The organism is Xanthobacter sp. (genome assembly GCF_041911315.1).
In the GTDB taxonomy this organism is placed as follows: Bacteria; Pseudomonadota; Alphaproteobacteria; order Rhizobiales; family Xanthobacteraceae; genus Xanthobacter; species Xanthobacter aminoxidans.
In genome coordinates this window covers 1-24,150 of sequence record NZ_JAYRPE010000008.1, presented here as the reverse complement: position 1 = coordinate 24,150, position 24,150 = coordinate 1, and the positions used below count along the sequence as shown (strand labels likewise).

The following is a 24,150-nucleotide window of genomic DNA, read 5'->3' as shown; positions in this document are numbered from 1 at the left end:
AACGGCAGAAAAAGCCGCGGCCGGTGCCGAACTTGCGTGCGGCACCGGCCTTGGTCGAGGTCTATTTCTGGCTGGATTTGCTCGCGAGCGTGCGGGCGCGGTCGTCCATCAGCTCAAACCACATGGCGTTGAGCACGGCGAAGGCGGCGGCCAGGGGCAGGCCGAGGAGCCAGGCGAAGTACCACATCTTTGAGCTCCCTCAGTAGGCGTGGCCGGAGCCATCGGCGATGGCCTTCGCGTCCACCTTGCCCCACAGCACGCGGTAGACCCACGTGGTGTAGGCGATGATGACGGGCACGAAGATCACGGCGCAGACCAGCATGATGAACAAGGTGAGATGGCTGGAAGAGGCATCCCACACGGTGAGGCTCGACCGCGGGTCGATGGAGGACGGCAGGATGAAGGGGAACATGGAGAGCCCCACCGTCGAGATGATGCCGAAGATGGCGAGGGAACTCGCCAGGATGGTGCCGATCTCCCGCCGCGCGCGCAGCGCCGCGAACGACGCCAGCGCGCCGACGATGCCGAGGAGCGGTCCGGCGATGATCCATGGCCGCGTTGCATAATTGGCGAACCAGGCGTGGGGCGAAAGCTCCGCCGCCTTGGCCAGCGGATTGGACGGGCCGTCCTTGGCGATCTCGCCGACGATCCGGTAGCCGCTGACGCCGAAATAGAGCCAGACCCCGCCGAGAACGAAGAGCAGGACGGTTGCGAGCGCCGCCCCGCTGCCGATGGCGCGGGCCCGTGCCTCCACCTCGCCCTCCGTCTTCAGCACCAGCCAGTTGGCCCCGTGCATCACCAGCATGGCGACGCTCAGCAGCCCGCACAGCAGGCCGTAGGGATTCAGCAGTTCGATGAGGGTGGTGCCGTCGTAGAAGATGCGCAGCTCGTCGTTGAGGTGGAAGGGCACGCCCTGCAGCACGTTGCCCACGGCGACGCCCATGACCAGCGCCGGCACCAGCCCGCCCACGAACAGCGCCCAGTCCCACGCCGAGCGCCAGGCCGTGCCCTCGCGCTTCGAGCGATACTTGAAGCCCACCGGCCGCAGGATCAGCGCGAAGAGGATGGCGAACATGGCGAGGTAGAAGCCAGAGAAGGACACCGCATAGAGCGGCGGCCAGGCGGCGAAGATGGCTCCGCCGCCGAGGATGAGCCACACCTGGTTGCCCTCCCAGACGGGACCGACCGTGTTGATGACGACACGCCGTTCCAGATCGGTACGGGCGACGAAGGGCAGCAGCATGCCGGTGCCGAGATCGAACCCGTCCATGATGGCGAAGCCGATGAGCAGCACGCCGAGCAGCAGCCACCAGATGACGCGCAGCGCGTCGTAGTCGATGAGGGTGTGAAGGATCATGGCAGTCACTCCGCGGCAGCGAATGCGGGGGGAATGAGCCGGGCCTCGGGGGCGTCGTCCGGCTCCGGTCCCTTGCGGATGGCGCGGAGCATCAGCGTCATCTCGATGATGATCAGCACCGTGTAGATGGCGGCAAATCCGGCGAGCGTCGCCAGCACCGTCCCGGCGCCGAGGCTGGAGACCGCGGCGGCGGTGGGCAGCACGCCCTCGATGATCCAGGGCTGGCGGCCCAGCTCGGCCACCACCCATCCCAGTTCCGCCGCGATCCACGGCAGCGGGATGGCGAGGACCGCGATCCAGAGCAGCGGCCGGCTGCGGTCCAGACGGCGCCGCGCCGACAGGTAGAAGAGGAGCGCGGTGAAGGCGATGAAGAAGAAGCCGAGCCCCACCATCACCCGGAACGACCAGAACAGGGTCGGTACGTTCGGCACCGTGTCCCAGGCGGCCTGGTTCAGCTGGGCGGCGGTCGCCTTGCGCGGGTCGTCCACATAGCGCTTCAGCAGGAGGGCGTAGCCGAGGTTGCCGCCATTGTCCTCGAAGGCCTGCTTCACCGCGGGCGCGATGGCCGTGCTGCTGCCGGCGGCGCGGATCTGCTGCAGGGCGTCGAAGGCGAGGATGCCGCTTTTGATCCGGGTCTCGGCGTGGCCGACCAGTTCCTCGATGCCGGGAATCTGCGTCGTCAGCGTACGTGTGGCGATGAGGCCCAGCACCCACGGGACGCGCACCGCAAAGCGCGTCTCGCGCGCCTGCTGGTCCGGCAGGCCGACGATGGTGAAGCCGGCCGGCGCAGGCTCGGTCTCCCACATGGCCTCGATGGCGGCGAGCTTCATCTTCTGGTGCTCGCCGTCGAGATAGCCGCTCTCGTCGCCCAGCACGACCACGGACAGGGACGCGGCGAGGCCGAAGGAGGCCGCCACCGTCATGGACCGTTTCGCAAGGTCGGTGTGGCGCCCCTTCAGCAGGTACCAGGCGGAGACGCCGAGCACGAAGAAGGAGGCCGTGACATAGCCCGCCGAGACGGTGTGCACGAACTTCGCCTGCGCCACCGGATTGAACAGCACGGCGTAGAAGTCGGTGACTTCCATGCGCATGGTCTGCGGGTTGAAGGCCGACCCGGTGGGGTTCTGCATCCAGCCGTTGGCGATGAGGATCCACAGCGCGGAGAGGTTCGAGCCCAGCGCAACGGCATAGGTGGTGACGAGGTGCCCCACCTTCGATAGCCTGTCCCAGCCGAAGAAGAACAGGCCGACGAAGGTCGCCTCCAGGAAGAAGGCCATCAGGCCTTCAATGGCGAGCGGTGCGCCGAAGATGTCGCCCACATAGTGGCTGTAATAGCTCCAGTTCATGCCGAACTGGAATTCCATGACGATGCCGGTGGCCACCCCCAGCACGAAATTGATGCTGAACAGCGTGCCCCAGAACTTGGTCATCTGGCGCCAGATGGGCCGGCCGGTCATCACATAGACCGTCTCCATGATGGCGAGCAGGACCGAGAGGCCGAGCGTCAGCGGCACGAAGAGAAAATGGTAGAGCGCGGTCACAGCGAACTGCAACCGCGAGAGGTCGACGGTATCGAGGATCATGGGATCTGCCGGGACGGTCCGGTCTCCTTGTCTCTGGCTGCGCCCTGCGGCGCGACCGGATTGATTTCGGATGGGTCGACATGGGGCAGATCTCGGTTGCGCTCATGGCGTGAGCAGCGGCTCGTAGCGCGCGTCCGTGAGCGTCTTCAGGAAGGCGACGAGCGCGTCGATGCGCTTGTCGTCGAGGGCGGGCGCGTCCAGAAGCTCCTTGCGGGAGATCGTGCTGCCGACCTCCGGGGGCGCGAAGGGGCGGCCGGTCTCGGGGTCGATGCGGCGCGCGTCCGATTTGGTGACATAGCTGTTGTAGAAGAGGATGACGGTGCGCAGGTCCTTGAACACGCCGTTGTGCATGTAGGGGCCGGTGACGGCGACATTGCGCAGGGTCGGCACCTTGAACCGGCCATCCTGCCGGCGGTCCTTCAGGTGCCGGCCTGCACGCAGGCCGTGATCGGTGGGCGCGCGCAGATCCGGGTTCGCCGGCACGCCGATATTGTGGAACTGATAGTTGGAGAAGGTTTCGCGGCTGCCGCCCTGCGGCGCGATCTGGTGGCAGAGGTGGCAATTGGTGAACTGGGTGGAGAAGAACAGGACACGTCCCAGTTCTTCCTGATCCGTCATCTTGTATTCGCCGCGCAGGGAGCGGTCATATCTGGAATCGAAGGGCGAAACCTCCGCGCTGCGCTCATAGGCGGCCAGCGCCTCGGTCAGCGCGGCGAAGGCGCGGGTGTCGCTGGCGAGGACGTCGGGCCCGAACAGCCGGCCGAAGGCCTCCACATAGGCCGGCTTCTCCTTCAGCCGCGCCACCACGCTCGCCTTGCTCGGCATCGCCATCTCGACCGGGTTGAGCAGCGGTCCCCCGGCCTGCGTCTCCAGCGTATCGGCGCGGCCATCCAGAAACTGGCCGCCGACATAGCGGCCCTGCTCGTCCCTGTGGAAGCGCGGCGCGAATGCCGCATAGCTCGCCGTGGGCGCATTGCGCACGCCGTGCGCGTGTCCGTCCGAGCCGACGGAGACGGCGCCGCTGGCAGCGTCTTTCCGCGGGTCGGCGAAGCCGTGCGCCGGATCATGGCAGGTGGCGCAGGACTGGTTGCGTCCTGCGGAAAGGTCGGGATCGGAGAACAGCATCGCGCCCAGCGCGCTGCGTTCGGCGTCGGACGCGGCCACGCCGGGACGGGGCGAAGCGAGCGCGATCAGGAGCCCTGCGGCTGCGGTGACGACGAGCCGTCCCGCGCGGTGCTGCCTCGATCTTCCTGACATGGCCTCGGCGTCCATTCGCACCCGGACCTTGTCGCCGTGTTGCGGTGCGGCAGCCATTGGACAAAACGTCCACAGCAGTGCCCTGTCGCCGCATCGAGGCTGCCCCCCACCGCTCCGGTCTGTGACGCCCTTGCGACGGGCGGGCCGGTTTTCGTGGCGGGTTTGGCTGTCCAAGGGGGTTGCGCATCGGCGCGACTTGGCCTGTAGAGAGGGCGGCGGGCGCGAAGCGATGCCTGTCGACGGGAGCTGGAGACCAAGATGGCCGACCTCATCATCATTGCCTATGATTCCGAGGCCAAGGCGGAGGCCGCGCGGCAGGAGCTGCTCAAGCTCCAGAAGGAATATCTGATCGAGCTCGGCGACGCGGTGGTGGCGGTACGTCAGGAAGACGGTTCGATCAAGCTGCACCAGATGATCAACACCACCGTCGCCGGCGCCGCTTCGGGCGGCCTGTGGGGCGGGCTCGTCGGCCTGCTGTTCCTCAACCCGCTGCTCGGCATGGCCATCGGCGCCGGTGCGGGCGCGCTCGCCGGCAAGTTCACCGATGTCGGCATCAATGACGACTTCATCAAGCAGGCGAGCTCCGCCCTCGGCCCGAACCAGGCGGCGCTGTGCGTGCTGGTGGGCAAGGTGACCGCCGACAAGGTGGTGGCCGACATGGCGCAGTTCGGCGGTACCGTGCTGCAGACCAGCCTCTCCAAGGAGCAGGAAGAAAAGCTCCAGGCGGCGCTCAAGGGCGCCTGAGGCTACGGAAAGGGGCGCCGTCCGAACGGGCGGCGCCGCTCAATCCAGCCGCTGCCGCGCCAGCCACTGGCGCGGGGTGGTGCCGAGTTCCGCGCGGAAGGCGTTCCGGAGGGCCTGCGCGTCCGCAAATCCGCAGCGTTGGGCGATGGCGTCGAGGCCGCGGACGCCCGAGGCCAGAAGATCCTGCGCCTGCGCCAGCCGCGCCCGCTTCAGCCAGTCGCCGAGGCTGCCGCCGGTGCGCGCGCGGATGTGGCGGGTGAGGCTGCGCCGGCTCATGCCCATGCGGACGGCGAGATCGTCCAGTGCGGGCGTCTGCGCGGGATCGGCCCGCAGGCTTTCCAGCAGATCGGTCACCTTCTTGTCGGCGGGTGTGGCGATGGTTGGCCGCGCGATGATCTGCGGCTGCGCGCCGGCCCGCTGCGGCGCGACCACGAGATGGCGCGCCACCCGGTTCGCCTCGCCCACGCCGGAGAGCCGCGCCATGAGGTGCAGGCAGCAATCGAGACCCGCCGCGATGCCGGCCGAGGTCAGGATCTGGCCTTCGTCCACGAACAGCGCCCCGGCATCCACCCGAACCTCGGGATAGCGTTTCGCGAAGGCCTGCGCCCGCGCCCAGTGCGTGGTGGCGCGCCGGCCATCGAGCAGGCCGGCCTGCGCCAGCCCGAAGGCGCCGAGGCACAGGCCCACCACCAGCGCACCGCGCGCTTCCGCCGCCTTGAGCTCCGCCACTAGCGTGTCGGGCACCGGCTCGTCCGCATCCCGCCACCCGGGGAGGATGACGACATCCGCCGCGCGGGCGGCTGACAGGGGATGCGGCGCCTCGATCACGAGACCTCCGGTCGCCGAGAGGCGGGGCGCTTCGGCGCAGACATCGACGCTGTGGCCACCGGCGAGGAAGGGCTCGCCGAACACCGCGAGCGGTGTCGACAGCATGAAGGGGCTGATGCCGTCATAGGCGAGGATGGCGAGGCGCATTGGCCCGATTTACATTATTCTTGTCCATCAGGCCACTGATCGCCCGCACCGCGCGGTTCTAGAAGGGGGGCATTCACAGGAGCCTGCCATGAGCCGCACCCTTCTCGTCATCGACATCCAGCAGGATTATTTCCCCGGCGGCGTGCTGCCGCTCTGGCAGGCGGAGGAGACCGAGGCGCGCATCGTCGCCGCCATCGGCAAGGCGCGGGCGGCGGGCGACCGCATCGTGCTGGTGCGCCATGTCTCCACCGCGCCGAAGGGCCTGTTCGCGGCAGACGGGCCGGGCATCGCCATCCGTCCGGCGATCCTTGCCGCGGCGGGCGATGCGCCCGTCGTCACCAAGCGCTTTGCCGATGCCTTCCAGGAGACGGACCTTGCCGCGCAGCTCGCCGGCGCGGACGAGCTTCTCGTGTGCGGAATGATGACGCAGAACTGCGTGGTCTTCACCGCGCTGTCGCGGGATGCGGACGGCTTTTCGGTGAAGGTGATCGGCGACCTGTGCACCGCCCCCATCGAGGTGGTGCACCGCATCGCGCTCAATGCCATCGGCTCGAAGACGACGCTCGTCACGGCGGCCGAGGCGGGGCTGGCCTGAGCCGCCAGCCGGGTGCGGCCGGCGCGGCCCCTTCAGGCGAGGGTGTCGACAAAGTGCGCGAAATTCTCCAGCGGCTCGCGCACCGTCTCGAAATTGTTTTCCGGCGCCGCGGGGTCGGCATAGCCGAGCGCCATGCCGCACAGGACCATCTCGCTGTCGGGAATTGCGAGGCGCCTGGCGATCACGGCGCCATACATCATGAAGGCGACCTGCGGGCAGGTGTGGAGGCCGACGCCACGCGCGGCAATCATGATGTTCTGGAGGAACATGCCGTAGTCCAGCCAGGAGCCGCGCTCCAGCTCCCGGTCCATGGTGAAGATGAGGCCCACCGGCGCATCGAAGAACAGGAAGTTGCGCGCGTGCTGCGCCCGCATGCGTTCACTGTCGCCCTTGGCGATGCCCAAAGAACCATACAGGTCCCAGCCAACCTTGCGGCGCCGGGAGAGATAGGGCTCACGCCACTTGCGGGGATAGACGGGGAATTCCTCGGTCCCGTGGTCGCCGGCCATCGACAGGGCATGCAGCTCCTGCGTCAGCGCGGTGAGCGGCGTCCCCCGGAGCACCAGAACGCGCCAGGGCTGGACATTGGTGCCGGAGGGCGCGCGGGCCGCGATTTCCAGAATGCGCCCGATGGTCTCGTCCGGCACTGGCGTTGGAAGGAAGGCGCGCATGGCGCGGCGGGAGAGGATCGCCTCCTCGGCGGAGAGGTCGGGCGCGGCAGGGGAATGGGTCATCGGACGGCAGGTATCCACGAGGGGCGCGTATCCACGAAGGTCGCGCCGAACGATAGCCACCTTCAGGCGGCCCTTGAAGTGGCCGGCGGCCCTTCGGCGGACCGACTTTCCAGATGCCACATTTGTGTTGGAGGGGCGGACCCGGTATGCGCCCCGGGTCCGCCCTGAGAGCGGCGATCGAAGAGCCCCTGCGCCCGTCCGATCGCCCGATCGCGCAGATGAAGCGCACGCCCGCCGCCAGCAGGCGCGCCGCCGGTTAGAAGGTCGCCTTCAGGCCCGCATAAGCGGAGAAGGGCTGGCCCGGCGACTGCATCTGCGGATTGTTGAGGCCGAGATATTCCGTGTCGAAGAAGGTGCCGTAGGTGGCGTAACGGGCATTGAACAGGTTGTTGATGTAGCCGAACACCTGGATGTTGTCCGTCACCTGATAGGAGGTGTGGATGTTGGCGACCCAGTATCCCGGCAGCATGGGCGCCTGATTGGCATCGTCACCCACATAATACTGGCTGGAGACGGCAATCACGTCGCCGCCCAGCTTCCACTTCGGCGTCACCATGTAGTCGACGCCGAGCTTGAGGGTCTGGGTGGGGATGCCGGGGATGGTGTCGCCCGGCGTCACCAGAACCTGCCCGTCATTGGCATAGGGATTGTTGGGGGAGGCGAGATAGCCGGTGAACTGGTAGGTGGCGTTGAGATAGGCGTAGTTGGCGTAGAACTTCCACGGCCCGTTCACATACTGCATCTCCGCCTCGAAGCCCTCGCGGCGGGTGGCGGGCACGTTGGTGTAATAGCCGTAGCCGGTCTGCTGGCTGGCGAGGGACACGATGTCGTCGTCGCTGTCCACGCGATAGACGCCGAGCTTCCAGTTCACCTTGCCGCCGAACAGCATGCCGTTGCCGCGCAGGCCCACCTCGTAGGTGTGGGAGACCACCTGGTTGAGCGGCGGGTCCGCCACCAGCGAGTTTTCCAAGAGGCACGGCCGGTTGGGATCGGCGCAGTTCAGCTCCAGCGGGGTGGGCGCGCGGTTGGATTCCGAATAGCCGCCGTAGAGGGTGGCCTCCGGCGTGAGCTTGTAGGTGAGGCCGATGAGCGGGTTGATGCGGGCGAAGGTGTAGTCGCCGTTGAGCTGCGGGCTCGTTCCGGTGCCGTCCTGCATGGAGATCTGCGCGATATTGAGGCGCGCGCCCATGGTCAGGGTGGCCCGGTCGGTCATGTCGAAGGCATTGGTGGCGTAGAGGCCGTAGTAACGGGTGCTCGCGTTGAGGTCCACCGGCAGGTAGAAGACCTGATACTGGTCCGGCAGCGAATAATTGGGGATGTTCTTCAGGTAGGTGCCGGTGCCCACCACCTGCAGGGTGTTGGTGTTGGTGATGCCCAGCTCCGTATTGGAGCGGAAGTTGATGTCGCTGGAATCGATGCTGCCGCCGACCACGAAGTAATTGTCGTGGCCCAGCAGCTTGTCGGTGCTGGTCGCCTGCACCGAGCCGCCATAGGTGGTGGTGTCGGTCCAGGTGCGGTTGATGACGCCGTAGAGCTGGTTGGGTCCGAGCGTGGTGAACGGGATGGTGTTGCCGTTCTGGTCATAGAGGACCATCTGGCTGCGGAAGGCGGCATAGGCCGGGTTGGTGGCCGGGTTGCCGCCGCCGGGCGGACCGGTGAACTGGTCCTCCTCCAGGCACATCTTGGTGTTGCCGACACCCGGATTCCACTTGTTGGAGCAGGCCTCCAGATCGGCGTCGTTGCCGTCCACGTGCGCCTGGCTGAACTTGCGTGCATAGAGGTTGCCTTGCAATTGCCAGGTATCGGTGAGGTCATACTTGCCATTCAGGGCCAGCATGCCGACGTTGTTCTCGGTGGTCTGCGGCCAGGTGTAGATGGAGTTCCAGTTCTGGTTCAGCATCTCCACCGGGGTCGGGCCGACCACGCCCAGATTGGTGGTGGCGGCGCTGGCGACGAGGTGGACTTCGGTCTTGTCGTTCTTCCATCCGAGGTCGCCGTAGAAGCGGGCGAGGTCGGACGGCGATTGCAGGCGCCAGCCATCGGAATGCACGGCATCCGCCGCGACGTAGACGCCGAAGCCGTCCTTCTCGCCGCCGTACTGGATGTTGCCGCCGATCTGGCCGTAGGACCCGCCCTGAATGCTGCCTTCGAAGCCGTGATAATTGAAGCCGTTCTTCATCTGGATGGAGACGGCGCCGCCCAGCGCGTTGAGGCCGAAGGCGGGATTGTTGGAGAACACCTCGGCGCGGCTGATGGCGACCTCAGGGATGAGGTCCCAGTTCACCGTGTCGCCGAACGCCTCGTTGAGGCGGATGCCGTTCTGGTAGACGGCGATGCCCTGCGGCGTGCCCTGGAGCGGGGAGGCGGCGAAGCCGCGGTAGCGGAAATCCTGGAAGAAGGCGTTGCCCTGCACGTCGGACGTGTTGGCGCTGGGCGTGTACTGGAACAGGCCGTCGGTGACGGCGAAGGAGTTCAGCCGGTCGAACTGGTCGGCGCCGATGATGGTGACGGCGCCGGGCACCTTGTCGGCATCGATGCCGGTGCCGGAGAGCGGGGTGGTGGCGACCACCTCCACCGTGCCGAGCTGGAGGGTGCCGGACGAATCGCTCTGCTCCTGCGCGAGCGCCGGGAAGGCTGCCAGCAGCGCAACCGGCACGGCTGCGGCGGAAAGACCGAGCGCGATGGCCATGGCGCGCCGCGAGGCGCCTGCCGAGGCCGTCCTGCCGGCTGTCGAGTGTCCGGGCGCAACGCGGCGGGAAGGCACCCGCTGCGAATGTGCGCTCCGTGAGGCCCCGCTCTCGCGCTCCCCGTGCATCGCCCGCCCCTTTCAGCCCTCGTCCGACCGGGGCCGTTTTTTTGGCGGTGTGACGTCGCCGCGATGACCCGCGCCGGGCGCCGGGAACCGTGTGGGTCGTCACACCAGAATTCTTCCACGATGAAACCATAAGCGCGCCCGAAGTGCCGTCAATCGGCCGCGCGGCTGAGAATCCTCTTAGGATTTCAAGGTGTGTCTTCTAGGGAACGCTGCCAGGGAAAACGGGAAGATTCGGCAAAGAAAAACCGGGAACATTTGGCAATGCAGGCCGGCCCGGCCCGTTCGTCCCATCTTCAACGACTATAGGCCGGGCCGACAACGCTTGTCCCGTTCGATTCTTCTGCGCCGTCTGCGCGCGTGAACGACTGGCTGGGCGGGAAAAAGCCGGCCCCGTTCCGCGTCAGCCGGCGTCTGTCTCCGCCACATGGGCGACGATCCCCGTCCGGCCCGGCGCCACATGGTCGGCCATGGTGTGCCGGTCCGGGAAATCGCCGCCGTTCTGGGCGCGGAAGGGGATGGGCGTGTCCGTGAACAGCCCGCCGAGCCGCTGCCGCCAGGCGGCCTTCGCCGCCTCCACCTGCTCGGCGCTGGTGAAGCGCCCCGCGCCGTAGACGGCGTGGACGGGCAGCACCTCCATGCCCGGATAGAACAGGGCGCCGTGGGTGAGGGGAAACAGCAGCTGGTCGATGGGTCCGTTGATGCCGCGCGGCCCGTAATCGGCGGCGGGGCCGCCCGTCAGCACGTTCACCAGCGCCCTTTTGTCCTTCAGGATGCCCTCGCCGTAGCGGTGCTCGTTAGTGCCGTTGCTGTAGCCATAGGCGAAGCCGAAGGCATAGACCCGCTCGATCCAGCCCTTGAGGATGGCGGGGACGCCATACCACCAGAGCGGAAACTGCAGGATCACGGCATCGGCGGCGAGGAGCTTTTCCTGCTCCGCCACCACATCGGGCGTCTGCCGGCCGGTGGCATAGGCGTGGCCCGATTCGGTGACGAAGGAGAGCCGTTCCGGGTTGGCGCGGCTCGGGAAGTCGTCCGCGTCGAACACCGCCTTCCAGCGCATGCCGTAGAGATCGGACGTGAGAATGCGGTGGCCTTCGGCGGCGAGCGTCTCCACCGTCACGTCCACCAGCTGGCGGGTGACGGAGGCGGGCTCGGGGTGGGCGAAGACCACGAGAACTGTCTTGGACATGACCAAAGCTCCCTGGCGCCCGCTGCGGCCGGAGTGGGCCGGTTCCGCGCGGGCGGCGACGCTTCGAAGCTAGGCTGCGTCATGCTATCTATGAAATCGCATCTCTTCTGAGTTGATATAATCAAGATGGATACCAGCCGCCTCGACCTCAATCTTCTGGTCACGCTGGAAGCGCTGCTCGCCGAGCGGAACGTGACGCGGGCGGCGGCGCGGCTCCATCTCAGCCAGCCGGCGGTGAGCGCGCAGCTCGCCCGCCTGCGCGACCTGTTCGACGATCCGCTGCTGGTGCCGGCCCGGCGCGGCATGACGCCCACCGCCAAGGCGGTGGAACTCGCCGGCCCGCTGCGTGCTGCGCTGGACCAGTTGCGAGCCACGCTGGAGGCCCGCGACTTCGATCCGGTGACGGCGGATCTGACCGTCACCATCGCCTGCTCGGACTATATTCAGGCCGCGGTCGTCATGCCGCTGGTGGTGGCGCTGCGGGCGCGGGCGCCGGGCGTGCGGGTGGCGGTGCGTCATCTGATGCCCGATCTGATCGAGCAGCAGCTCGCCTCCGGCGAGACCGACCTCGTGCTCACCACGCCCCAGCCGGCCCAGGCGCATCTGCGCGCGCAGCACCTGTTCGCCGAGACCTATGTGCTGATCGGCCGGCGCGGCCATCCGCGCCTGCGGCCTGGACTGTCCATCGAAGCCTATGCCGAGCTGGAGCACGTGATCGTGTCGCCCAGCGGCGGCCATTTCCGCACTCCGGTGGACGAGGGCCTCGCCGCTTTGGGCCACCGGCGCAAGGTCGTGATGTCGGCCGCCTCGTTCCTGTTCATTCCCGAGATCGTCGCCGCGAGCGATCTCGTGGCGCTGGTGCCCCGCCGCCTGCTGCGCGATCCGCCCGCGCGGCTGCTGATGATCGATGTGCCGTGGCTTGCCGAGGGGTTCGACGTGAGCCTCATCTGGCACGAACGCACCCACGGCCATGCCGGCCAGCGCTGGCTGCGCGCCCTCATCGCCGAAGTCGCCGGCGCGGCGCCGTCCGCAGCCTAGGCCGCGCCCGTCGTGGTGTGCCGGGCGACCTCGGCGATGGCCATGTCCAAGGCGACGCGCAGCGGCTCGGCCGAGCGCGCGGTCTTGGCGAGCAGCAGCCCGCCCTGCACGGCGCTCAGCACGGCGATGCCGAGGGTGTGGGGATCGGCGGACGGGCCAATCTCTCCGCGCGCCTGCATCCGGGCGAAGCCCAGCTCCAGAAGGCCGCTCCATTTCGCGAAGCCGGCGGCGCAATCGAGCCGGGCGGTCTCGAAATCGTTGGACACCTCGCTCGCCAGAGATCCCAGCGGACAGCCGGCAGTGCCGCCCGCCGCATTGATCGCCAGCAGCGCGTCGCGCCAGCGCTTCAGAGCGTAGAGGGAATCGAGCGTGCCGAGGTGCGGATCCTGGGCGGCAAGCACCCGCTCCGTCTGGAAGCGGATCACCTCCAGCACCAGCGCATTCTTGTCGGAGAAGTAGTGGTAGAGCTGCGACTTGCTGAACCCGCCCGCCTCCATCACGTCGTCGAGGCTGGTGCGCTCGGCGCCGTGGGCGTGGATGAGGTCCGCCGCCGTCGCGATGATGCGGGCGCGGGTGGCGGCACCACGGCGGGTGAGGGCATGTGGGGGTGTCGGGCGTGGGGGCGTCGGCGTCTTCGACATGGACCAAGCCTAACAGAACTGGACTTGACAGTCCAATTTCGCTCTGGCGCCTTGGACCGACAAGTCCAGTTCAAGGAGCTGTCCATGTCGCGTTTGCAGAATGGCGAGACGTTTCCCGCCCTCACCGTCCCCGCCGTCGGTGGCGGCACCATGGCGCTGCCGGGAGCCCTCGCCGGCTCCTATGGCGTGGTGCTGGTCTATCGCGGGGCCTGGTGCCCCTATTGCCAGGCCCAGCTCGCCGGCTTCCAGCGCGCCGCCGAAAAGCTCGCCGCGACGGGGATCAAGGTGGTGGCCTTCTCGGTGGACGACGAGCCGACCAGCGCCGGCACTATCGCCCGGCACAAGCTGTCCTTCCCCGTCGGCCACAGCGCCGATGCGGATGCGGTCGCCGAAAAGCTCGGGGCCTACACCAATGCGGAGCCCCATTATCTGCAGACCACCGGCTTCCTGCTCGACCCGGAGGGCAAAGTGGTGAACGCCGTCTATTCCAGCGGGCCCATCGGCCGGCTGGTGGCTGAGGACGTGATCGGCATGGTCGCCTACCTCAAGTCCAAGGGCTGAGGTGCCGCCGCCCGCGCCGCATCAGGCGCGGGCGAGGCCGGCGGCGATCTTCTCGGCGATCATCAGCACCGGGATGTTGGTGTTGGCGGTGGGCAGGCGCGGCATGGCGGAGGCGTCCGCCACATAGAGATTCTCGCTGCCGATGACCCGGCCGGAGGAATCGAGCACCGCCTGCGGGTCGTCTGGCGCGCCGAGGCGGCAGGTGCCGCTGGCGTGCCAGACGCCGAAGGTGCTCGATCGCACGAAGGCCTCCAGCCGCGCCTCGTCCGCGACGATCTCCGCCAGCGAGACGCCACCGGACATGAAGCGCTTCAGCGCCATCTGGCGCAGCGCCGCCGGCACGTCGAGGAGCGCGCCCAGCGCCTCGGCGAGAAGCGCGTTGGTGCGGGACATGCGGCTGAGGCGTTTCACGAAGGGCGAGAAGGCGGCGGGGAAGACATCCCCCGCATCCGGGTTGAGCGCCTCGCAGACGAGGAGGGAGAAGAGGGTGCGCGCGCCCGCCTTCATCCGCGCGAGGTCGGAAGGGTCGTCGAGCAGGTTGAGGTCGGCCTGCGGATAGGCGCGCGGATCGCCCGAGACGAGGCGCACTGAGCCGCTGGACTTCGGCCGGTTGCACCACAGGAAATAGAGCCCCAGCCGCCGGCCGAGCCCGTGCCAGCCGGCCCGCGCCGAGGCGGTGGCGTAGAGGTCCGAGGCTTCGCCTCTGTCCACGCCGGAGGAGAACCGCAGGGCGGCGAAGCTGGCCCGGCGACAGGTCATGGGCAGGCGCAGCCGCTCCGGCAGATACTGGCAGAAGGTGAGGGTGGGATGGTCGCGCAGGTTCCGCCCCACAGCGGGCCGGTGGATGACGACCGGAAGCCCCAGCGCCGCCAGCGCCACCCCGTCGCCGATGCCGGCGCGCATGAGGATGGCCGGCGTCTGCAACGCCCCCGCCGTCACCACCACGCGGCCCGCGGCGACTTCCATCACCGCGCCGTCCCGCTCCACCTCAACGCCCGCGGCACGGGCGCCGTCCATCCTGAGGCGCAGCACCTGCGTGCGCGGCCAGATCGCAAGGTTCGGCCGGGCGCGTGTGGCGGCGTCGAGATAGCCGATGGCGGCCGAGACGCGGCGGTCGTGCTCGTTGTTGAAGGCGGGCGGAAACACCCCGTCCTCGAACTCGCCGTTCTGGTCCAGCCGGCGCGGCAGGCCGCTCGCCGCGAACGCCGCGGTCGCGGCCTCGGCAAAGGGCGGCCAGCCGGGCGGCAGGATGCGGCGGATGGGGATGGGGCCATCCCTGCCGTGCAGCGGTCCGCCGCAATCGAGATCGCGCTCCAGCTTGATGAAGAAGGGCAGCACGTCGTCCCAGCCCCAGCCGGCGGCGCCGAGGGCGGCCCATTCGTCATAGTCGCGCGGCAGGCCGCGATTGGCGGACTGCACGTTGATGCTGGAGCCGCCGCCCATGATGCGGCCCTGCTCATAGGCGCGCGACCCGCGCGTGCCATCCGGTCGGTGGGCGGTGAAGGCGGAGAGGCCGGGCCAGACGAAGCGGTCGCCGTGGAACAGGCCCATGGGATAGCTGTCGGCAATCGGTTCGGGCACGGCGCCGGGGGGCGTATCCTCCCCCGCCTCGATCAGCAGGACGCTGTGGGCGGGATCCGCCGAGAGCCGGTTCGCCATGACGCAGCCGGCGGAGCCGCCGCCCACGATCACCGTGTCGAAGAAAGGCATGTCGGGAATGGGAGCGCGGGCGGGCATCAGACCACACCGGCCTCCTGATAGATGTGCTTGATCTCCATGAAGTCGATCAGCGCATCATAGCCATGCAGCCGGCCGAGGCCGCTCCGGCGATAGCCGCCGGTCTCGGCTTCCGCGAACAGCTTGTTGTGGTCGTTGATCCACACCGTGCCGTTGCGCAGCGCCCGCGCCACCCGCATCGCCCGTGCGCCGTCACGGGTCCAGACGCTGGCGGAGAGGCCGTAGTCCGTGTGGTTGGCGCGCCTCACGGCGTCCCTTTCGTCGGAGAAGCGCTCGATCACCACGAGGGGGCCGAAGATCTCCTCCTGCACGAAGAAGGCGCCGGTGTCGGCATGGGCCAGCAGTGTGGGGGAAAGGAAGGCGCCTTTCTCCAGCGCGCCGCCGGGCCGGCTGCCGGCGAGCACCACCTCGTCGGCCAGCGCCATGGCCTCCTCGGTCTTGCGCTCCACCTGCGCGCGGGAGGATTCATCGATGAGCGGGCCCATCTGGCTGCCCTCGGCCGCGCCGGGGGCGATCTTCAGGCTGGCGAGGGCGCCCTTCAGCGCCGCCTTCATGGCCTCATAGCGGCTCTCGTGGACGAGAATGCGCCGGGCCGCCGTGCATTGCTGGCCTGCGATGATGGTGGCCGCCGCCGCGAGCTTCGGCGCCACGGCCTCCACGTCCGCATCCTCGAACACGAGGCAGCAGGACTTGCCGCCCAGCTCCAGCGACAGCTTCTTCATGGTGGGCGCCGCATCGGCCATGATGCGCGCGCCGGTGGCGTTGGAGCCGGTGAAGGAGATGACATCCACCTCCGGCGAGGCCACCAGCGTGCGCGCCACGTCGTGCCCCGTCTCGGTGACGAGGTTGACGACGCCGCGCGGCAGGCCCTCCACCTGCGCCAGCGTGCGCAGGATCTCGGCGGTGACGAGGGCGGTTTGGGCGGCAGGCTTCACCACCGCCGTACAGCCGGCGGCGAGCGCAGGCGTCAGCGCGCGGATGAGCAGCACCACCGGCGCGTTCCACGGAATGATGAGGCCGGCGACGCCCGCCGGTTCCTTCAGCAGGGTGGAGAAGGCGCCCGGCTCCACCTCGAACACATGGCCGGGGATGTAGCGCGTGATGCCCGCATAATAGCGGATCTCCGAGATGGAGCCGGCGATCTCGCCACGCGACTGGGCGAGCGGCTTGCCGTTCTCGGCGGTGAGCAGGCGGGCGAGGGCGTCCGCCTTCTTTTCCATCGCATTGGCCCAGCGCAGCATCACCATCTGCCGCAGGCGCGGGGCCTGAGCCCATTCCGGCCGCTCGAAGGCGTGCCTTGCGGCGGCTATGGCCGCCTCGGCGTCCGCCGCCCCGCTCGCCGGGAAATGGCCGAGCACGGCGCCGGTGGCGGGATCGAGGCTCGGCGCGGTCTCTCCGGAGAGCGCGCCTTGCCAGATGCCGTCGATGAGGTTCTGCGCCGCGAGCGGGGCGATGGCGTTCATGTGTCCTCCCGGCCGTCCGCGACGGCCCTTTCACGTCAGCCGTGTCCCGCTTTCAGCGCCGCCGCGCGCAGGGCGGTCAGCGTGGTCGAGGGGGTGATGGCCTCGGGGTCGATGACGAGTTCGAGCAGGGCCGGCTTCCCGTGCTCGGCGGTGAAGGCGCGGGCGCGGGCGAAGGCGTCGGCGAAAGCCGCCGTCTCCTCCACCTTCTCGCCAAACGCGCCATAGGCGCGGGCCAGCGCCGGGAAGTCCGGGTTCTCCAGCGTCGTGGCGTAAACACGGCCGGGATATTCGCGCTCCTGATGGGCGCGGATGGAGCCGTACATGTTGTTGTTGACCACCAGCACCACCACCCCGGCCTTGTACTGGCAGGCGGTTGCGAGCTCCTGCCCGCTCATGAGGAAGCAGCCGTCGCCGGCGAAGCAGATCACCTCGCGGTCGGGGTGGTGGAGCTTGGCCGAGATGGCCGCCGGCAGGCCGTAGCCCATGGCGCCGGAGGTGGGAGCGAGCTGGGTGCGGAAGCCGCCGTAGCGGTGGAATTTGTGCACCCAGATGGCATAGTTGCCGGCGCCGTTGGCGAGGATGGCGTCCTTCGGCAGCACCTCGCGCAGATGCATCATCACCGCGCCGAGATCGAGCCGGCCGGGCATGGGGCCGGGGACCTGGTCGGCCTCATAGGCGGAGCGGGCGGCCTTCACCTCGTCGCTCCACGGCGTGCGGGTGCGCCAGCCGGTGGGGCCCTTGGGCTTCAGCGCCGCAGCGGCGGCGGCGAACTCCGGCATTCCGGCATTGATGGGCAGGTCCGCCTGATAGACCCGGCCCAGCTCGTTCGGGTCCGCATGGACATGCACGAAGCGCTGCGCCGGGCGCGGCACGTCGAACAGGGTGTAGCCGTTGGTGGTCGTCTCGCCGAGGCGGCCGCCGACCGCAATGATGAGGTCCGCGTTGCGGATGCGGGCCACGAGCTTCGGGCTCGGGCCAAGGCCGGCGTGGCCGATATAGTTGGGGTGGTTGTTGTCGAGGATATCCTGCCGGCGGAAGCCCGCCGCCACCGGCAAATCGAACGCCTCGACGAAGTGCGCGAAATTGCGGCAGGCCGCCTTGGTCCAGCCGCCGCCCCCCACCAGCACGAGGGGACGCGCGCTCTCGCCGATCATGGCGGCGAGCCGCGCCATGTCCTGCGCCCCCGGATGGGCGGCGACGCGGCGATAGGCCTGCGCATCCCCCGTCTCGCATTCATCGGAAAGCACGTCCTCTGGCAGGGCCACCACCACCGGGCCGGGGCGGCCGGAGGTCGCGACGTGGAAGGCGCGGGAGACGAGTTCGGGGATGCGCTCGGGGCGGTCGATCTCGACCACCCATTTGGCCATGCCGCCGAACATGGCGGGGTAGTCCACCTCCTGCCATGCCTCGCGCTGGCGCATGTGCGAGCCCACCTGGCCGATGAACAGGATCATCGGCGTGGAATCCTGCGCGGCGGTATGGATGCCGATGGCCGCATGGCTCGCGCCGGGGCCGCGGGTGACGAAGCAGATGCCGGGCTTCGCGGTGAGCTTGCCATAGGCCTCTGCCATGTTGGCGGCGCCGGCCTCGTGGCGGGTGACGATGGTCTCGATGGCCCGGTCCGCTCCAGCGAGGGCGTCGATGGCGGCGAGGAAGCTCTCGCCGGGCACGCAGAAGACGCGTTCGACGCCGTGGATCTTCAGCGCCTCCACCAGGATTTGGCCGCCGGAGCGCAAGGTCTTCGTATTCGCCATGGTTCTGCCCGTGTGTGGTCTTGCCCGGTCCTGCCGGGGCGCGAGAGCCACGCCTTGCGGCGCGACTCTCCGGTTCGTGGGGCGTCCAGCCTACCGGAAATTGCCCTTCGTTTCCGGGATGATGAGCGTGCCGATGAGGTAGAGCACGAACACGCCGCCGGCGAACAAGGAGAGCGACAGGGGCAGGTCCGCGGGCGTGGGGCTCGCCAGCGAGACGAAGGTGGGCATCATGCCGCCGATGGCGAAGCCGATGTTCCACGACAGGCCCGTTCCCGAGGCGCGCATGGCGGTGGGGAAGCGCTCGTTGAGGAAGATCAGCACCGGCGCGTAGCCCGCATTGCCCATGAAGGCGATGCCCAGCGCATAGAGCACGATGGTGGACATGTCCGTCGCCTTCGCCATGCCGAGGTAGAAGGTCGGCAGGAGGATGATGGCGGCGATGCCCACCAGCAGGAAGGTCTTCTTGCGGCCGATCACGTCGCTGAGCGCGCCCACCAGCACCGCCGAGATGAGGGCGGAGACCGAGCAGGCCATCAGGATGTAGGACGAGGTCTGGTTCGGCAGCTTGTTGATGAGCTTCAGGAAGGTCGGCATGTAGCCGGAGGTGAGGTAGTAGCCCGCGCCGCCGCCGATGGTGATGAGCAGGTTCACCAGCAGCACGTTGCGGTAGCCGCTCGCGAACAGGGCCTTGAGCGGCGTCTGGCTCGCGGCGCCCGCGGCCTTCTTCGCCGCCTTCTGCTTCTGCATTTCCTTCCAGTAGGGAGATTCCTCAAGGTTCCGGAAGATGAACCAGCCGAGGAAGGAGGAGAGGAGGCCGGAGAAGAACATCACCCGCCAGCCGGTCTCGGCGAAGGCATCGCCCGGGAACAAAGTGGAGGTGATGAGGAAGACGATGGAGGCGAGCAGCGCACCGATGCCCGCGCCGCCGCCGCCCACGAGGCCGGACATGAGGCCGCGCCAGTTGGGCGGCACCGATTCCGTGCCGATGGTGTGGGTGGAGGCCACCACGCCGCCCACGAACACGCCCTGCACGAGGCGCAGCAGCAGGAAGATGACGGGAGCGATGGCACCCACCTGATGGATGGTGGGCAGCAGGCCGAAGGCGGCGGTGGAGAGGCCGACGCCGGTGATGGCCACCAGCATGGCGCCCTTGCGGCCGTGCACGTCGGCATAATGGCCGAACAGGGCCGAGCCGATGGGCCGCATCAGCAGCGTCACCGCGAACGAGGCATAGACCGCCGCCAGCGACCACGTGGGATGGGTGGAGGGGAAGAACAACTGCCCCACCACCGGCGCCACATAGAGCAGGATGAACAGGTCGAACAAATCGAGCGACCAGCCGAGCACGGATGCGATGATCGCGCTGTTGCGCTGGCGGCTCCCCACCGCCATGGCGGCAGGGGCGACGGGTATATCTTGAGCGGACATTGTTGTTTCCTCCCGGCCCCTGAGGGGCATGTTTTGTGTGTTCAGCAGCCCTTGAACGCCGGCTTGCGCTTCTCGTGGAAGGCCTCGACGCCCTCCTTGAAGTCGTGGGATTGCCTGAGGCGGCTGTAGCAATGGCCTTCCAGCTCGATGGCGATGGAGAGCGGGGAGTCCTCGGTGTCGTTGAGCAGCTTCTTCGCCGTGCGCTGGGCCATGGGCGAGAAGGCGCGCAGCTCGTCCACGAGGGCGTCTGTGGCCTTTTCCAGGTCCGCGTCGGCCACCTTCTCGGTGGCGATGCCCCAGTCGAGAGCCTGCTGCGCGCTGATGCGCTTGGAGCGCATCACGATGTCCTTGGTGCGGGTGATGCCCACCATCATCTGCAGGCGCGCCGAGCCGCCGGAGCCGGGGATCTGGCCGAGCTTCTGCTCGGGCAGGGCATATTGGGTGGTGTCGGTCACGATGCGGAAATCGCAGGCGAGCGACAGTTCGAAGCCCACGCCGAAGCAGAAGCCCCGGTTTGCGGCGATGACCGGCTTCGAGGCGCGGAAGGGCGCGGCGATGTTCCAGGCGAGCTTGGAGACGGTCTCCGGTGAGGCCTCCATGAAGCCCTTGATGTTGCCGCCGGAGGAGAAGTGCTCACCCACCGCGCGCACCACGATGACGCGCACGCGCTCGTCCTCGTCCAGCGTCTCGAACACGAGGCGGAGCTGGTCGCGCTGGGGCATGGAGACGATGTTGAAGGGCGGGCGGTTCAGGACGATGTCGGCGCGCTGTTTGGCTTCGTCGATCTCGACGCCGAACCCGTCCAGCTTGGCGAGGCGGGGATCGGCGAAGGTGTAGGCTACGGCCATCTTGGGTTTCCTTCTGGATGAACGTGAATTGGCAAGAAGAGGTCAGGCGGCGGAGTGGGCTGTGTCCGCCTCGGCCACGTATTCACCGGCGACGAGCTGGCGGCGCAGAAGCTTGCCCACCGGGGATTTCGGGATGTCGGCGACGAACACGAAGCGGCGCGGGCGCTTGAAATTGGCGAGGCCCGAGGTGCGGCACCAGGCATCCAGCTCGCTTGTTTCCACCGGCGCGGCGCGCTTGACGAAGGCGACGACGATCTTGCCCCACTTCTCGTCGGGCAGGCCCACCACCGCCACCTCGGACACGGCGGGGTGAAGGGACAGGCAGCTTTCGATTTCCACCGGCGAGACGTTCTCGCCGCCGGTGATGATCATGTCGTCCACCCGGCCGGTGACGAAGAGGTCGCCGTCGGTGTCCACGAAGCCGGTGTCGCCGGTGAAGTACCAGCCGTCGCGCAGGGACTTCGCGTCGGCCTCGGGGCGGCGCCAGTAGCCCTCGAAGGATTCGTCCCCGGCCAGCAGGGCGATGATCTCGCCTTCCTCCCCCTCCGCCGCGATCTCGTCGGCGGAGGTCGCGCCGAGGCGCACCACGCGCACCATCTGGTTGATGCCCGCGCGGCCGGCGGAGCCCGGCTTGAGGATGGCCTTCTGGTCGATGGTGAAGGTGTAGATTTCCGAGGAGCCGTAATGGTTCACGAACAGCTCGGGCGAGAATTCCGCGTCGAGCTTCTTCAGGAGCCCGTCGGTCATGGAGGCGCCGGCGAAGCCCAGCTTGCGCACGCTCGACACGTCGGTGGTGGCGAAGGCGGGATCGTGCACGAGGTCGTGGTAGAGCGTCGGCACCAGATAGAGGTTGGTGACGCGCTCGCGCTCGATCAGCGCCAGCGCGCTTTTCGTGTCGTAGCGCGGCAGGCACACGAAGGTGCCGCCGATGACCGACATGGCGATGAGCGAGCGCACCCCCATGGTGTGGTAAAGCGGCATGACGCCCAGCGTCACCTCGCCCCGCCGGTACAGGTTCTGCGCCACATGGGCGATGCCCGCCGCCCGCTCCGCCCGGTGGCGGCGCGGCACGCCCTTGGGGCGGGAGGTGGTGCCGGAGGTGTAGAGCATGATGGACCAGGCATCCGCCCCCGCCCGCGGCAGCGGGGCGGGTGCCGCCTCAGCCAGAAGCTCGGCGAAGGGCACGGCGCCTTCCGCCTCGATGCCCACAGCAATGGTCAGCAGCCCGGCGGCTTGCGTCGCGCCCCGCACGGCCTCGGCGGAAACCTCCTCGAACACCAGGGCCTTCGCCTCGGCATTCTCCAGCGCGAAATCGATCTCGTCCGCCTTGCTGCGCCAGTTGATGGGGGTGATGACGAGGCCGGCGAACTGGCAGGCCCAGTGCAGGGTCGCCGCCTCGAACCGGTTCTGCAGCACGCTCACCAGATGGTCGCCGGGCTTCAGCCCCAGCCGGTCGAAGGCGGCGACCACGGCGCCGATCCTGCCGAGCCAGTCGCGGTAGGTGAGGCGCAGGTCGCCGTCCACGATGGCGATGGCTCCGGGATCGCGCGCCACGCTGGCGAGGAAGCTGGTGCCGAGGTCAAGCATGGGTGGTTTTCCCTTGGACGTCGCGAAGCTCCGCCGCCGCTTCCAGCGCGGCGCGGACGATGGGCGTGTAGCCGGTGCAGCGGCACAGATGGCCGGAGAGGAGATCGCGCACCGCCTCCTCGCTCGGGTCCGGCTCCGCCTTCAGGAACACGTCGAGCGAAATGAGGATGCCGGCGGTGCAGAAGCCGCATTGCAGCGCGTGGTGGCGGCGGAAGGCAGCCTGCAGAACGGACAGGCGATCCGGTGCCGGGGCGAGGCCCTCCACGGTGCGGATGGCGCAGCCCTCCACCTGCACGGCGAGCGTCATGCAGGCGCGGGTCAGCATCCCGTCCACATCCACGGTGCAGGCGCCGCACACGCCGTGCTCGCAGCCCACATGGGTGCCGGTGGCGCCGATCTCGTGGCGCAGGAAATCGGAGAGCAGGGTGCGCGGGGCGGCCTGCCCCGCCACCGCGCGGCCGTTGAGGGTGAAGCGCACGGTGTGGCGCGCGGCGGCGCTCAGGCGCGGCATCTTTTGGCCTCCTCGATGGTGGCGCGGCCGATGCGGCGCACCAGCTCGCGGCGATAGCGGGCGGTGGCATGCACGTCGTCGCGGGCATCCAGTTCCCAAGCCAGCGCGTTCAGCGCGTCGTCCAGCGCCGTGCCGTCGAGCAGCGGGAAATCGCGGGCCACCGGCATGTCGGCGACGCCGCCCACGCCGAGGCGGATGCCTGTGTCGGAGACCAGCGCCGCGCAGGCGACGATGGCGAAATCCCCATGGCGGCGGGCGATCTCGCGGAAGGCGGTGCCTTCTCCGCGCGGCGTGGGAAAGGAGACGGCCTCGATCATCTCGTCATCGGCCTTGGCCGTCGCCATCATGCCGGTGAAGAAGTCGTCCGCCGCTACCTTGCGCGCCGTCTTGGCGCTTCTGAGGTGCACATGGCCCTTCAGCGTCACGAGACAGAGCGGCAGCTCCGCACTCGGGTCCGCATGGGCGATGGAGCCGCACACCGTGCCCCGGCTGCGGGTCTGGGCATGGCCGGTGAAGGGCAGTGCCTTGGCGATGAGCGGAGCGGCCTGCGCCAGCCCGTCGGCGGCGAGCAGCCGCGCCTGCCGCACGCCGGCGCCGATCTTCAGCGCGCCGGTCTCCTCCTCCATCCGCGCGAGGGGGGCGACGCGCATGATGTCCACCAGCACCTTGGGCCGGGCGAGGCGCATGTTGAGCATGGCCATGAAGGACATGCCGCCGGCGAGGATGCGGGCGTCCGAGCCCTCCTCGCGCAGCACGGCGAGGGCCTCGTCCACGCTCTCGGCGCGGACGTAATCGAAGGCCGCGGGCTTCATGGCGCGTCCCTCCCCAGCAGCGTGGAGAGCCGGGCGAGGAGCCGGGAGACGAGCCCGCCGTCCGTCCCGGCGCCGCCGCCCGCTTTGCGGGCGAGGGCCGCGAAGAACTGGCCGATGATGACCTTGGCCGCGCCGTCCAGCAGCCGCCCGCCGACGCTCGCCACCTTGCCGCCGACAAAGGCCTCGTAGGTGTAGGACAGCTCCGTCCCGCCCGTGCGGTCCGGCGTGAGGGTTATGCGGCCGGAGCCGCCGCCGAAGCCGAGGTTTCCGGCCACTTTGCCGGAGAGGGTTACGGCCCTGGGCGGGTCGAGGTCCGAGAGGGCAACCTGCGCCTTGTAGCGGCCCTTCACCGGGCCGATGCCCAGCGTCACGTCGGCGGTGAATTTCGTATCGGAGACTTTGCGCACGTCGTGGGCGCCGGGGATGATGGCGGCGAGCGTGTCCGGGTCCAGCAGCATCGCCCACACGGCCTCGGGGGCGGCGGAGACGCGGGCCTTGCCGGCGCCGCGCAGGAGCCGCTC

At 68.7% G+C, this 24,150-nt stretch carries 22 protein-coding genes; 4 read left to right on the top strand and 18 right to left on the bottom strand.

Annotated elements, in window-relative coordinates; genetic code table 11:
* Positions 1-61: 61 nt before the first annotated feature.
* From cydX to ACE3QW_RS03510, 4 genes are all read right to left on the bottom strand, one after another.
* Entirely contained in the window at positions 62-187 is a 126-nt protein-coding gene (cydX, locus tag ACE3QW_RS03525) for a cytochrome bd-I oxidase subunit CydX (protein WP_374250455.1), read from the bottom strand.
* 12 nt (positions 188-199) lie between these two features.
* Entirely contained in the window at positions 200-1,357 is a 1,158-nt protein-coding gene (cydB, locus tag ACE3QW_RS03520) for a cytochrome d ubiquinol oxidase subunit II (protein ID WP_374250454.1), read from the bottom strand.
* A gap of 5 nt (positions 1,358-1,362) precedes the next feature.
* A complete protein-coding gene (locus ACE3QW_RS03515; RefSeq protein WP_374250453.1) occupies positions 1,363-2,940 on the bottom strand; it encodes a cytochrome ubiquinol oxidase subunit I in 1,578 nt (525 codons plus the stop codon).
* Positions 2,941-3,042: 102 nt separating this feature from the next.
* The gene (locus tag ACE3QW_RS03510; protein ID WP_374250452.1) at positions 3,043-4,212 is read right to left on the bottom strand and encodes a cytochrome-c peroxidase; all 1,170 of its coding nucleotides are present in this window, start codon (positions 4,210-4,212) and stop codon (positions 3,043-3,045) included.
* Positions 4,213-4,455: 243 nt separating this feature from the next.
* On the opposite strand from ACE3QW_RS03510, the gene ACE3QW_RS03505 reads away from it, so the two are divergent.
* Positions 4,456-4,941, top strand: coding sequence for a DUF1269 domain-containing protein (locus ACE3QW_RS03505; RefSeq protein ID WP_029556640.1), 486 nt, complete (start codon positions 4,456-4,458; stop codon positions 4,939-4,941).
* A gap of 39 nt (positions 4,942-4,980) precedes the next feature.
* Here ACE3QW_RS03505 and ACE3QW_RS03500 read toward each other — a convergent pair whose 3' ends face one another.
* Entirely contained in the window at positions 4,981-5,916 is a 936-nt protein-coding gene (locus tag ACE3QW_RS03500; protein WP_374250451.1) for a GlxA family transcriptional regulator, read from the bottom strand.
* Between the two features lie 88 nt (positions 5,917-6,004).
* On the opposite strand from ACE3QW_RS03500, the gene ACE3QW_RS03495 reads away from it, so the two are divergent.
* Complete coding sequence (locus tag ACE3QW_RS03495; protein WP_374250450.1) at positions 6,005-6,511, top strand: isochorismatase family protein; 507 nt, start codon at positions 6,005-6,007, stop codon at positions 6,509-6,511.
* Positions 6,512-6,543: 32 nt separating this feature from the next.
* On the opposite strand, the gene ACE3QW_RS03490 is transcribed toward ACE3QW_RS03495, so the two are convergent.
* The 3 genes from ACE3QW_RS03490 to ACE3QW_RS03480 all read right to left on the bottom strand — a co-directional run bounded on the left by ACE3QW_RS03490 (position 6,544) and on the right by ACE3QW_RS03480 (position 11,249).
* Positions 6,544-7,245, bottom strand: a complete 702-nt coding sequence (locus ACE3QW_RS03490; RefSeq protein WP_250164943.1) for a nitroreductase — start codon at positions 7,243-7,245, stop codon at positions 6,544-6,546.
* A 256-nt stretch (positions 7,246-7,501) separates the two neighbouring features.
* Positions 7,502-9,934: a TonB-dependent receptor gene (locus ACE3QW_RS03485; protein ID WP_029556644.1), complete on the bottom strand. Its 2,433-nt coding sequence runs from the start codon at positions 9,932-9,934 to the stop codon at positions 7,502-7,504.
* A gap of 526 nt (positions 9,935-10,460) precedes the next feature.
* Positions 10,461-11,249 carry an NAD(P)H-dependent oxidoreductase gene (locus ACE3QW_RS03480; RefSeq protein ID WP_374250449.1) on the bottom strand — a complete coding sequence of 263 codons (789 nt, stop codon included), beginning with the start codon at positions 11,247-11,249 and terminating at the stop codon, positions 10,461-10,463.
* A 126-nt stretch (positions 11,250-11,375) separates the two neighbouring features.
* Between ACE3QW_RS03480 and ACE3QW_RS03475 the strand changes: the two genes are divergently transcribed.
* Positions 11,376-12,287, top strand: a complete 912-nt coding sequence (locus tag ACE3QW_RS03475; protein ID WP_374250448.1) for a LysR family transcriptional regulator — start codon at positions 11,376-11,378, stop codon at positions 12,285-12,287.
* Here ACE3QW_RS03475 and ACE3QW_RS03470 read toward each other — a convergent pair.
* Complete coding sequence (locus ACE3QW_RS03470; RefSeq protein ID WP_374250447.1) at positions 12,284-12,928, bottom strand: TetR/AcrR family transcriptional regulator; 645 nt, start codon at positions 12,926-12,928, stop codon at positions 12,284-12,286. The genes ACE3QW_RS03475 and ACE3QW_RS03470 overlap by 4 nt on opposite strands.
* Positions 12,929-13,012: 84 nt before the next feature.
* On the opposite strand from ACE3QW_RS03470, the gene ACE3QW_RS03465 reads away from it, so the two are divergent.
* Complete coding sequence (locus ACE3QW_RS03465; protein WP_374250446.1) at positions 13,013-13,489, top strand: peroxiredoxin family protein; 477 nt, start codon at positions 13,013-13,015, stop codon at positions 13,487-13,489.
* A 21-nt stretch (positions 13,490-13,510) separates the two neighbouring features.
* Here the strand turns inward: ACE3QW_RS03465 and ACE3QW_RS03460 are convergent, their stop codons facing one another.
* The 9 genes from ACE3QW_RS03460 to ACE3QW_RS03420 form a co-directional block, all read right to left on the bottom strand.
* The gene (locus ACE3QW_RS03460) at positions 13,511-15,226 is read right to left on the bottom strand and encodes a GMC family oxidoreductase (RefSeq protein ID WP_374250445.1); all 1,716 of its coding nucleotides are present in this window, start codon (positions 15,224-15,226) and stop codon (positions 13,511-13,513) included.
* Positions 15,226-16,689 carry an aldehyde dehydrogenase family protein gene (locus ACE3QW_RS03455; RefSeq protein ID WP_374250444.1) on the bottom strand — a complete coding sequence of 488 codons (1,464 nt, stop codon included), beginning with the start codon at positions 16,687-16,689 and terminating at the stop codon, positions 15,226-15,228. The genes ACE3QW_RS03460 and ACE3QW_RS03455 overlap by 1 nt, the downstream gene beginning before the upstream one ends.
* Positions 16,690-16,724: 35 nt before the next feature.
* Entirely contained in the window at positions 16,725-18,443 is a 1,719-nt protein-coding gene (locus ACE3QW_RS03450) for a thiamine pyrophosphate-binding protein (protein WP_374250443.1), read from the bottom strand.
* Positions 18,444-18,533: 90 nt separating this feature from the next.
* Positions 18,534-19,871: an MFS transporter gene (locus ACE3QW_RS03445; RefSeq protein ID WP_029556652.1), complete on the bottom strand. Its 1,338-nt coding sequence runs from the start codon at positions 19,869-19,871 to the stop codon at positions 18,534-18,536.
* A 41-nt stretch (positions 19,872-19,912) separates the two neighbouring features.
* Positions 19,913-20,719 carry an enoyl-CoA hydratase/isomerase family protein gene (locus tag ACE3QW_RS03440; protein ID WP_374250442.1) on the bottom strand — a complete coding sequence of 269 codons (807 nt, stop codon included), beginning with the start codon at positions 20,717-20,719 and terminating at the stop codon, positions 19,913-19,915.
* A gap of 42 nt (positions 20,720-20,761) precedes the next feature.
* A complete protein-coding gene (locus ACE3QW_RS03435; RefSeq protein ID WP_374250441.1) occupies positions 20,762-22,306 on the bottom strand; it encodes an AMP-binding protein in 1,545 nt (514 codons plus the stop codon).
* The gene (locus ACE3QW_RS03430) at positions 22,299-22,817 is read right to left on the bottom strand and encodes a (2Fe-2S)-binding protein (protein WP_374250440.1); all 519 of its coding nucleotides are present in this window, start codon (positions 22,815-22,817) and stop codon (positions 22,299-22,301) included. The genes ACE3QW_RS03435 and ACE3QW_RS03430 overlap by 8 nt, the downstream gene beginning before the upstream one ends.
* A complete protein-coding gene (locus ACE3QW_RS03425; RefSeq protein ID WP_374250439.1) occupies positions 22,805-23,629 on the bottom strand; it encodes a xanthine dehydrogenase family protein subunit M in 825 nt (274 codons plus the stop codon). The genes ACE3QW_RS03430 and ACE3QW_RS03425 overlap by 13 nt, the downstream gene beginning before the upstream one ends.
* Positions 23,626-24,150, bottom strand: a 525-nt coding sequence (locus tag ACE3QW_RS03420; RefSeq protein WP_374250438.1) for a carbon monoxide dehydrogenase subunit G, incomplete at its 5' end; no start/stop codon positions are given. The genes ACE3QW_RS03425 and ACE3QW_RS03420, both read right to left, overlap by 4 nt.

What these genes read in the sequence shown, in the direction of transcription:
- cydX (WP_374250455.1), bottom strand. Translation starts at nt 187, where the DNA reads ATGTGGTACTTCGCCTGGCTCCTCGGCCTGCCCCTGGCCGCCGCCTTC.
- cydB (WP_374250454.1), bottom strand. Translation starts at nt 1,357, where the DNA reads ATGATCCTTCACACCCTCATCGACTACGACGCGCTGCGCGTCATCTGG.
- ACE3QW_RS03515 (WP_374250453.1), bottom strand. Translation starts at nt 2,940, where the DNA reads ATGATCCTCGATACCGTCGACCTCTCGCGGTTGCAGTTCGCTGTGACC.
- ACE3QW_RS03510 (WP_374250452.1), bottom strand. Translation starts at nt 4,212, where the DNA reads ATGGACGCCGAGGCCATGTCAGGAAGATCGAGGCAGCACCGCGCGGGA.
- ACE3QW_RS03505 (WP_029556640.1), top strand. Translation starts at nt 4,456, where the DNA reads ATGGCCGACCTCATCATCATTGCCTATGATTCCGAGGCCAAGGCGGAG.
- ACE3QW_RS03500 (WP_374250451.1), bottom strand. Translation starts at nt 5,916, where the DNA reads ATGCGCCTCGCCATCCTCGCCTATGACGGCATCAGCCCCTTCATGCTG.
- ACE3QW_RS03495 (WP_374250450.1), top strand. Translation starts at nt 6,005, where the DNA reads ATGAGCCGCACCCTTCTCGTCATCGACATCCAGCAGGATTATTTCCCC.
- ACE3QW_RS03490 (WP_250164943.1), bottom strand. Translation starts at nt 7,245, where the DNA reads ATGACCCATTCCCCTGCCGCGCCCGACCTCTCCGCCGAGGAGGCGATC.
- ACE3QW_RS03485 (WP_029556644.1), bottom strand. Translation starts at nt 9,934, where the DNA reads ATGGCCATCGCGCTCGGTCTTTCCGCCGCAGCCGTGCCGGTTGCGCTG.
- ACE3QW_RS03480 (WP_374250449.1), bottom strand. Translation starts at nt 11,249, where the DNA reads ATGTCCAAGACAGTTCTCGTGGTCTTCGCCCACCCCGAGCCCGCCTCC.
- ACE3QW_RS03475 (WP_374250448.1), top strand. Translation starts at nt 11,376, where the DNA reads ATGGATACCAGCCGCCTCGACCTCAATCTTCTGGTCACGCTGGAAGCG.
- ACE3QW_RS03470 (WP_374250447.1), bottom strand. Translation starts at nt 12,928, where the DNA reads ATGTCGAAGACGCCGACGCCCCCACGCCCGACACCCCCACATGCCCTC.
- ACE3QW_RS03465 (WP_374250446.1), top strand. Translation starts at nt 13,013, where the DNA reads ATGTCGCGTTTGCAGAATGGCGAGACGTTTCCCGCCCTCACCGTCCCC.
- ACE3QW_RS03460 (WP_374250445.1), bottom strand. Translation starts at nt 15,226, where the DNA reads ATGCCCGCCCGCGCTCCCATTCCCGACATGCCTTTCTTCGACACGGTG.
- ACE3QW_RS03455 (WP_374250444.1), bottom strand. Translation starts at nt 16,689, where the DNA reads ATGAACGCCATCGCCCCGCTCGCGGCGCAGAACCTCATCGACGGCATC.
- ACE3QW_RS03450 (WP_374250443.1), bottom strand. Translation starts at nt 18,443, where the DNA reads ATGGCGAATACGAAGACCTTGCGCTCCGGCGGCCAAATCCTGGTGGAG.
- ACE3QW_RS03445 (WP_029556652.1), bottom strand. Translation starts at nt 19,871, where the DNA reads ATGTCCGCTCAAGATATACCCGTCGCCCCTGCCGCCATGGCGGTGGGG.
- ACE3QW_RS03440 (WP_374250442.1), bottom strand. Translation starts at nt 20,719, where the DNA reads ATGGCCGTAGCCTACACCTTCGCCGATCCCCGCCTCGCCAAGCTGGAC.
- ACE3QW_RS03435 (WP_374250441.1), bottom strand. Translation starts at nt 22,306, where the DNA reads ATGCTTGACCTCGGCACCAGCTTCCTCGCCAGCGTGGCGCGCGATCCC.
- ACE3QW_RS03430 (WP_374250440.1), bottom strand. Translation starts at nt 22,817, where the DNA reads ATGCCGCGCCTGAGCGCCGCCGCGCGCCACACCGTGCGCTTCACCCTC.
- ACE3QW_RS03425 (WP_374250439.1), bottom strand. Translation starts at nt 23,629, where the DNA reads ATGAAGCCCGCGGCCTTCGATTACGTCCGCGCCGAGAGCGTGGACGAG.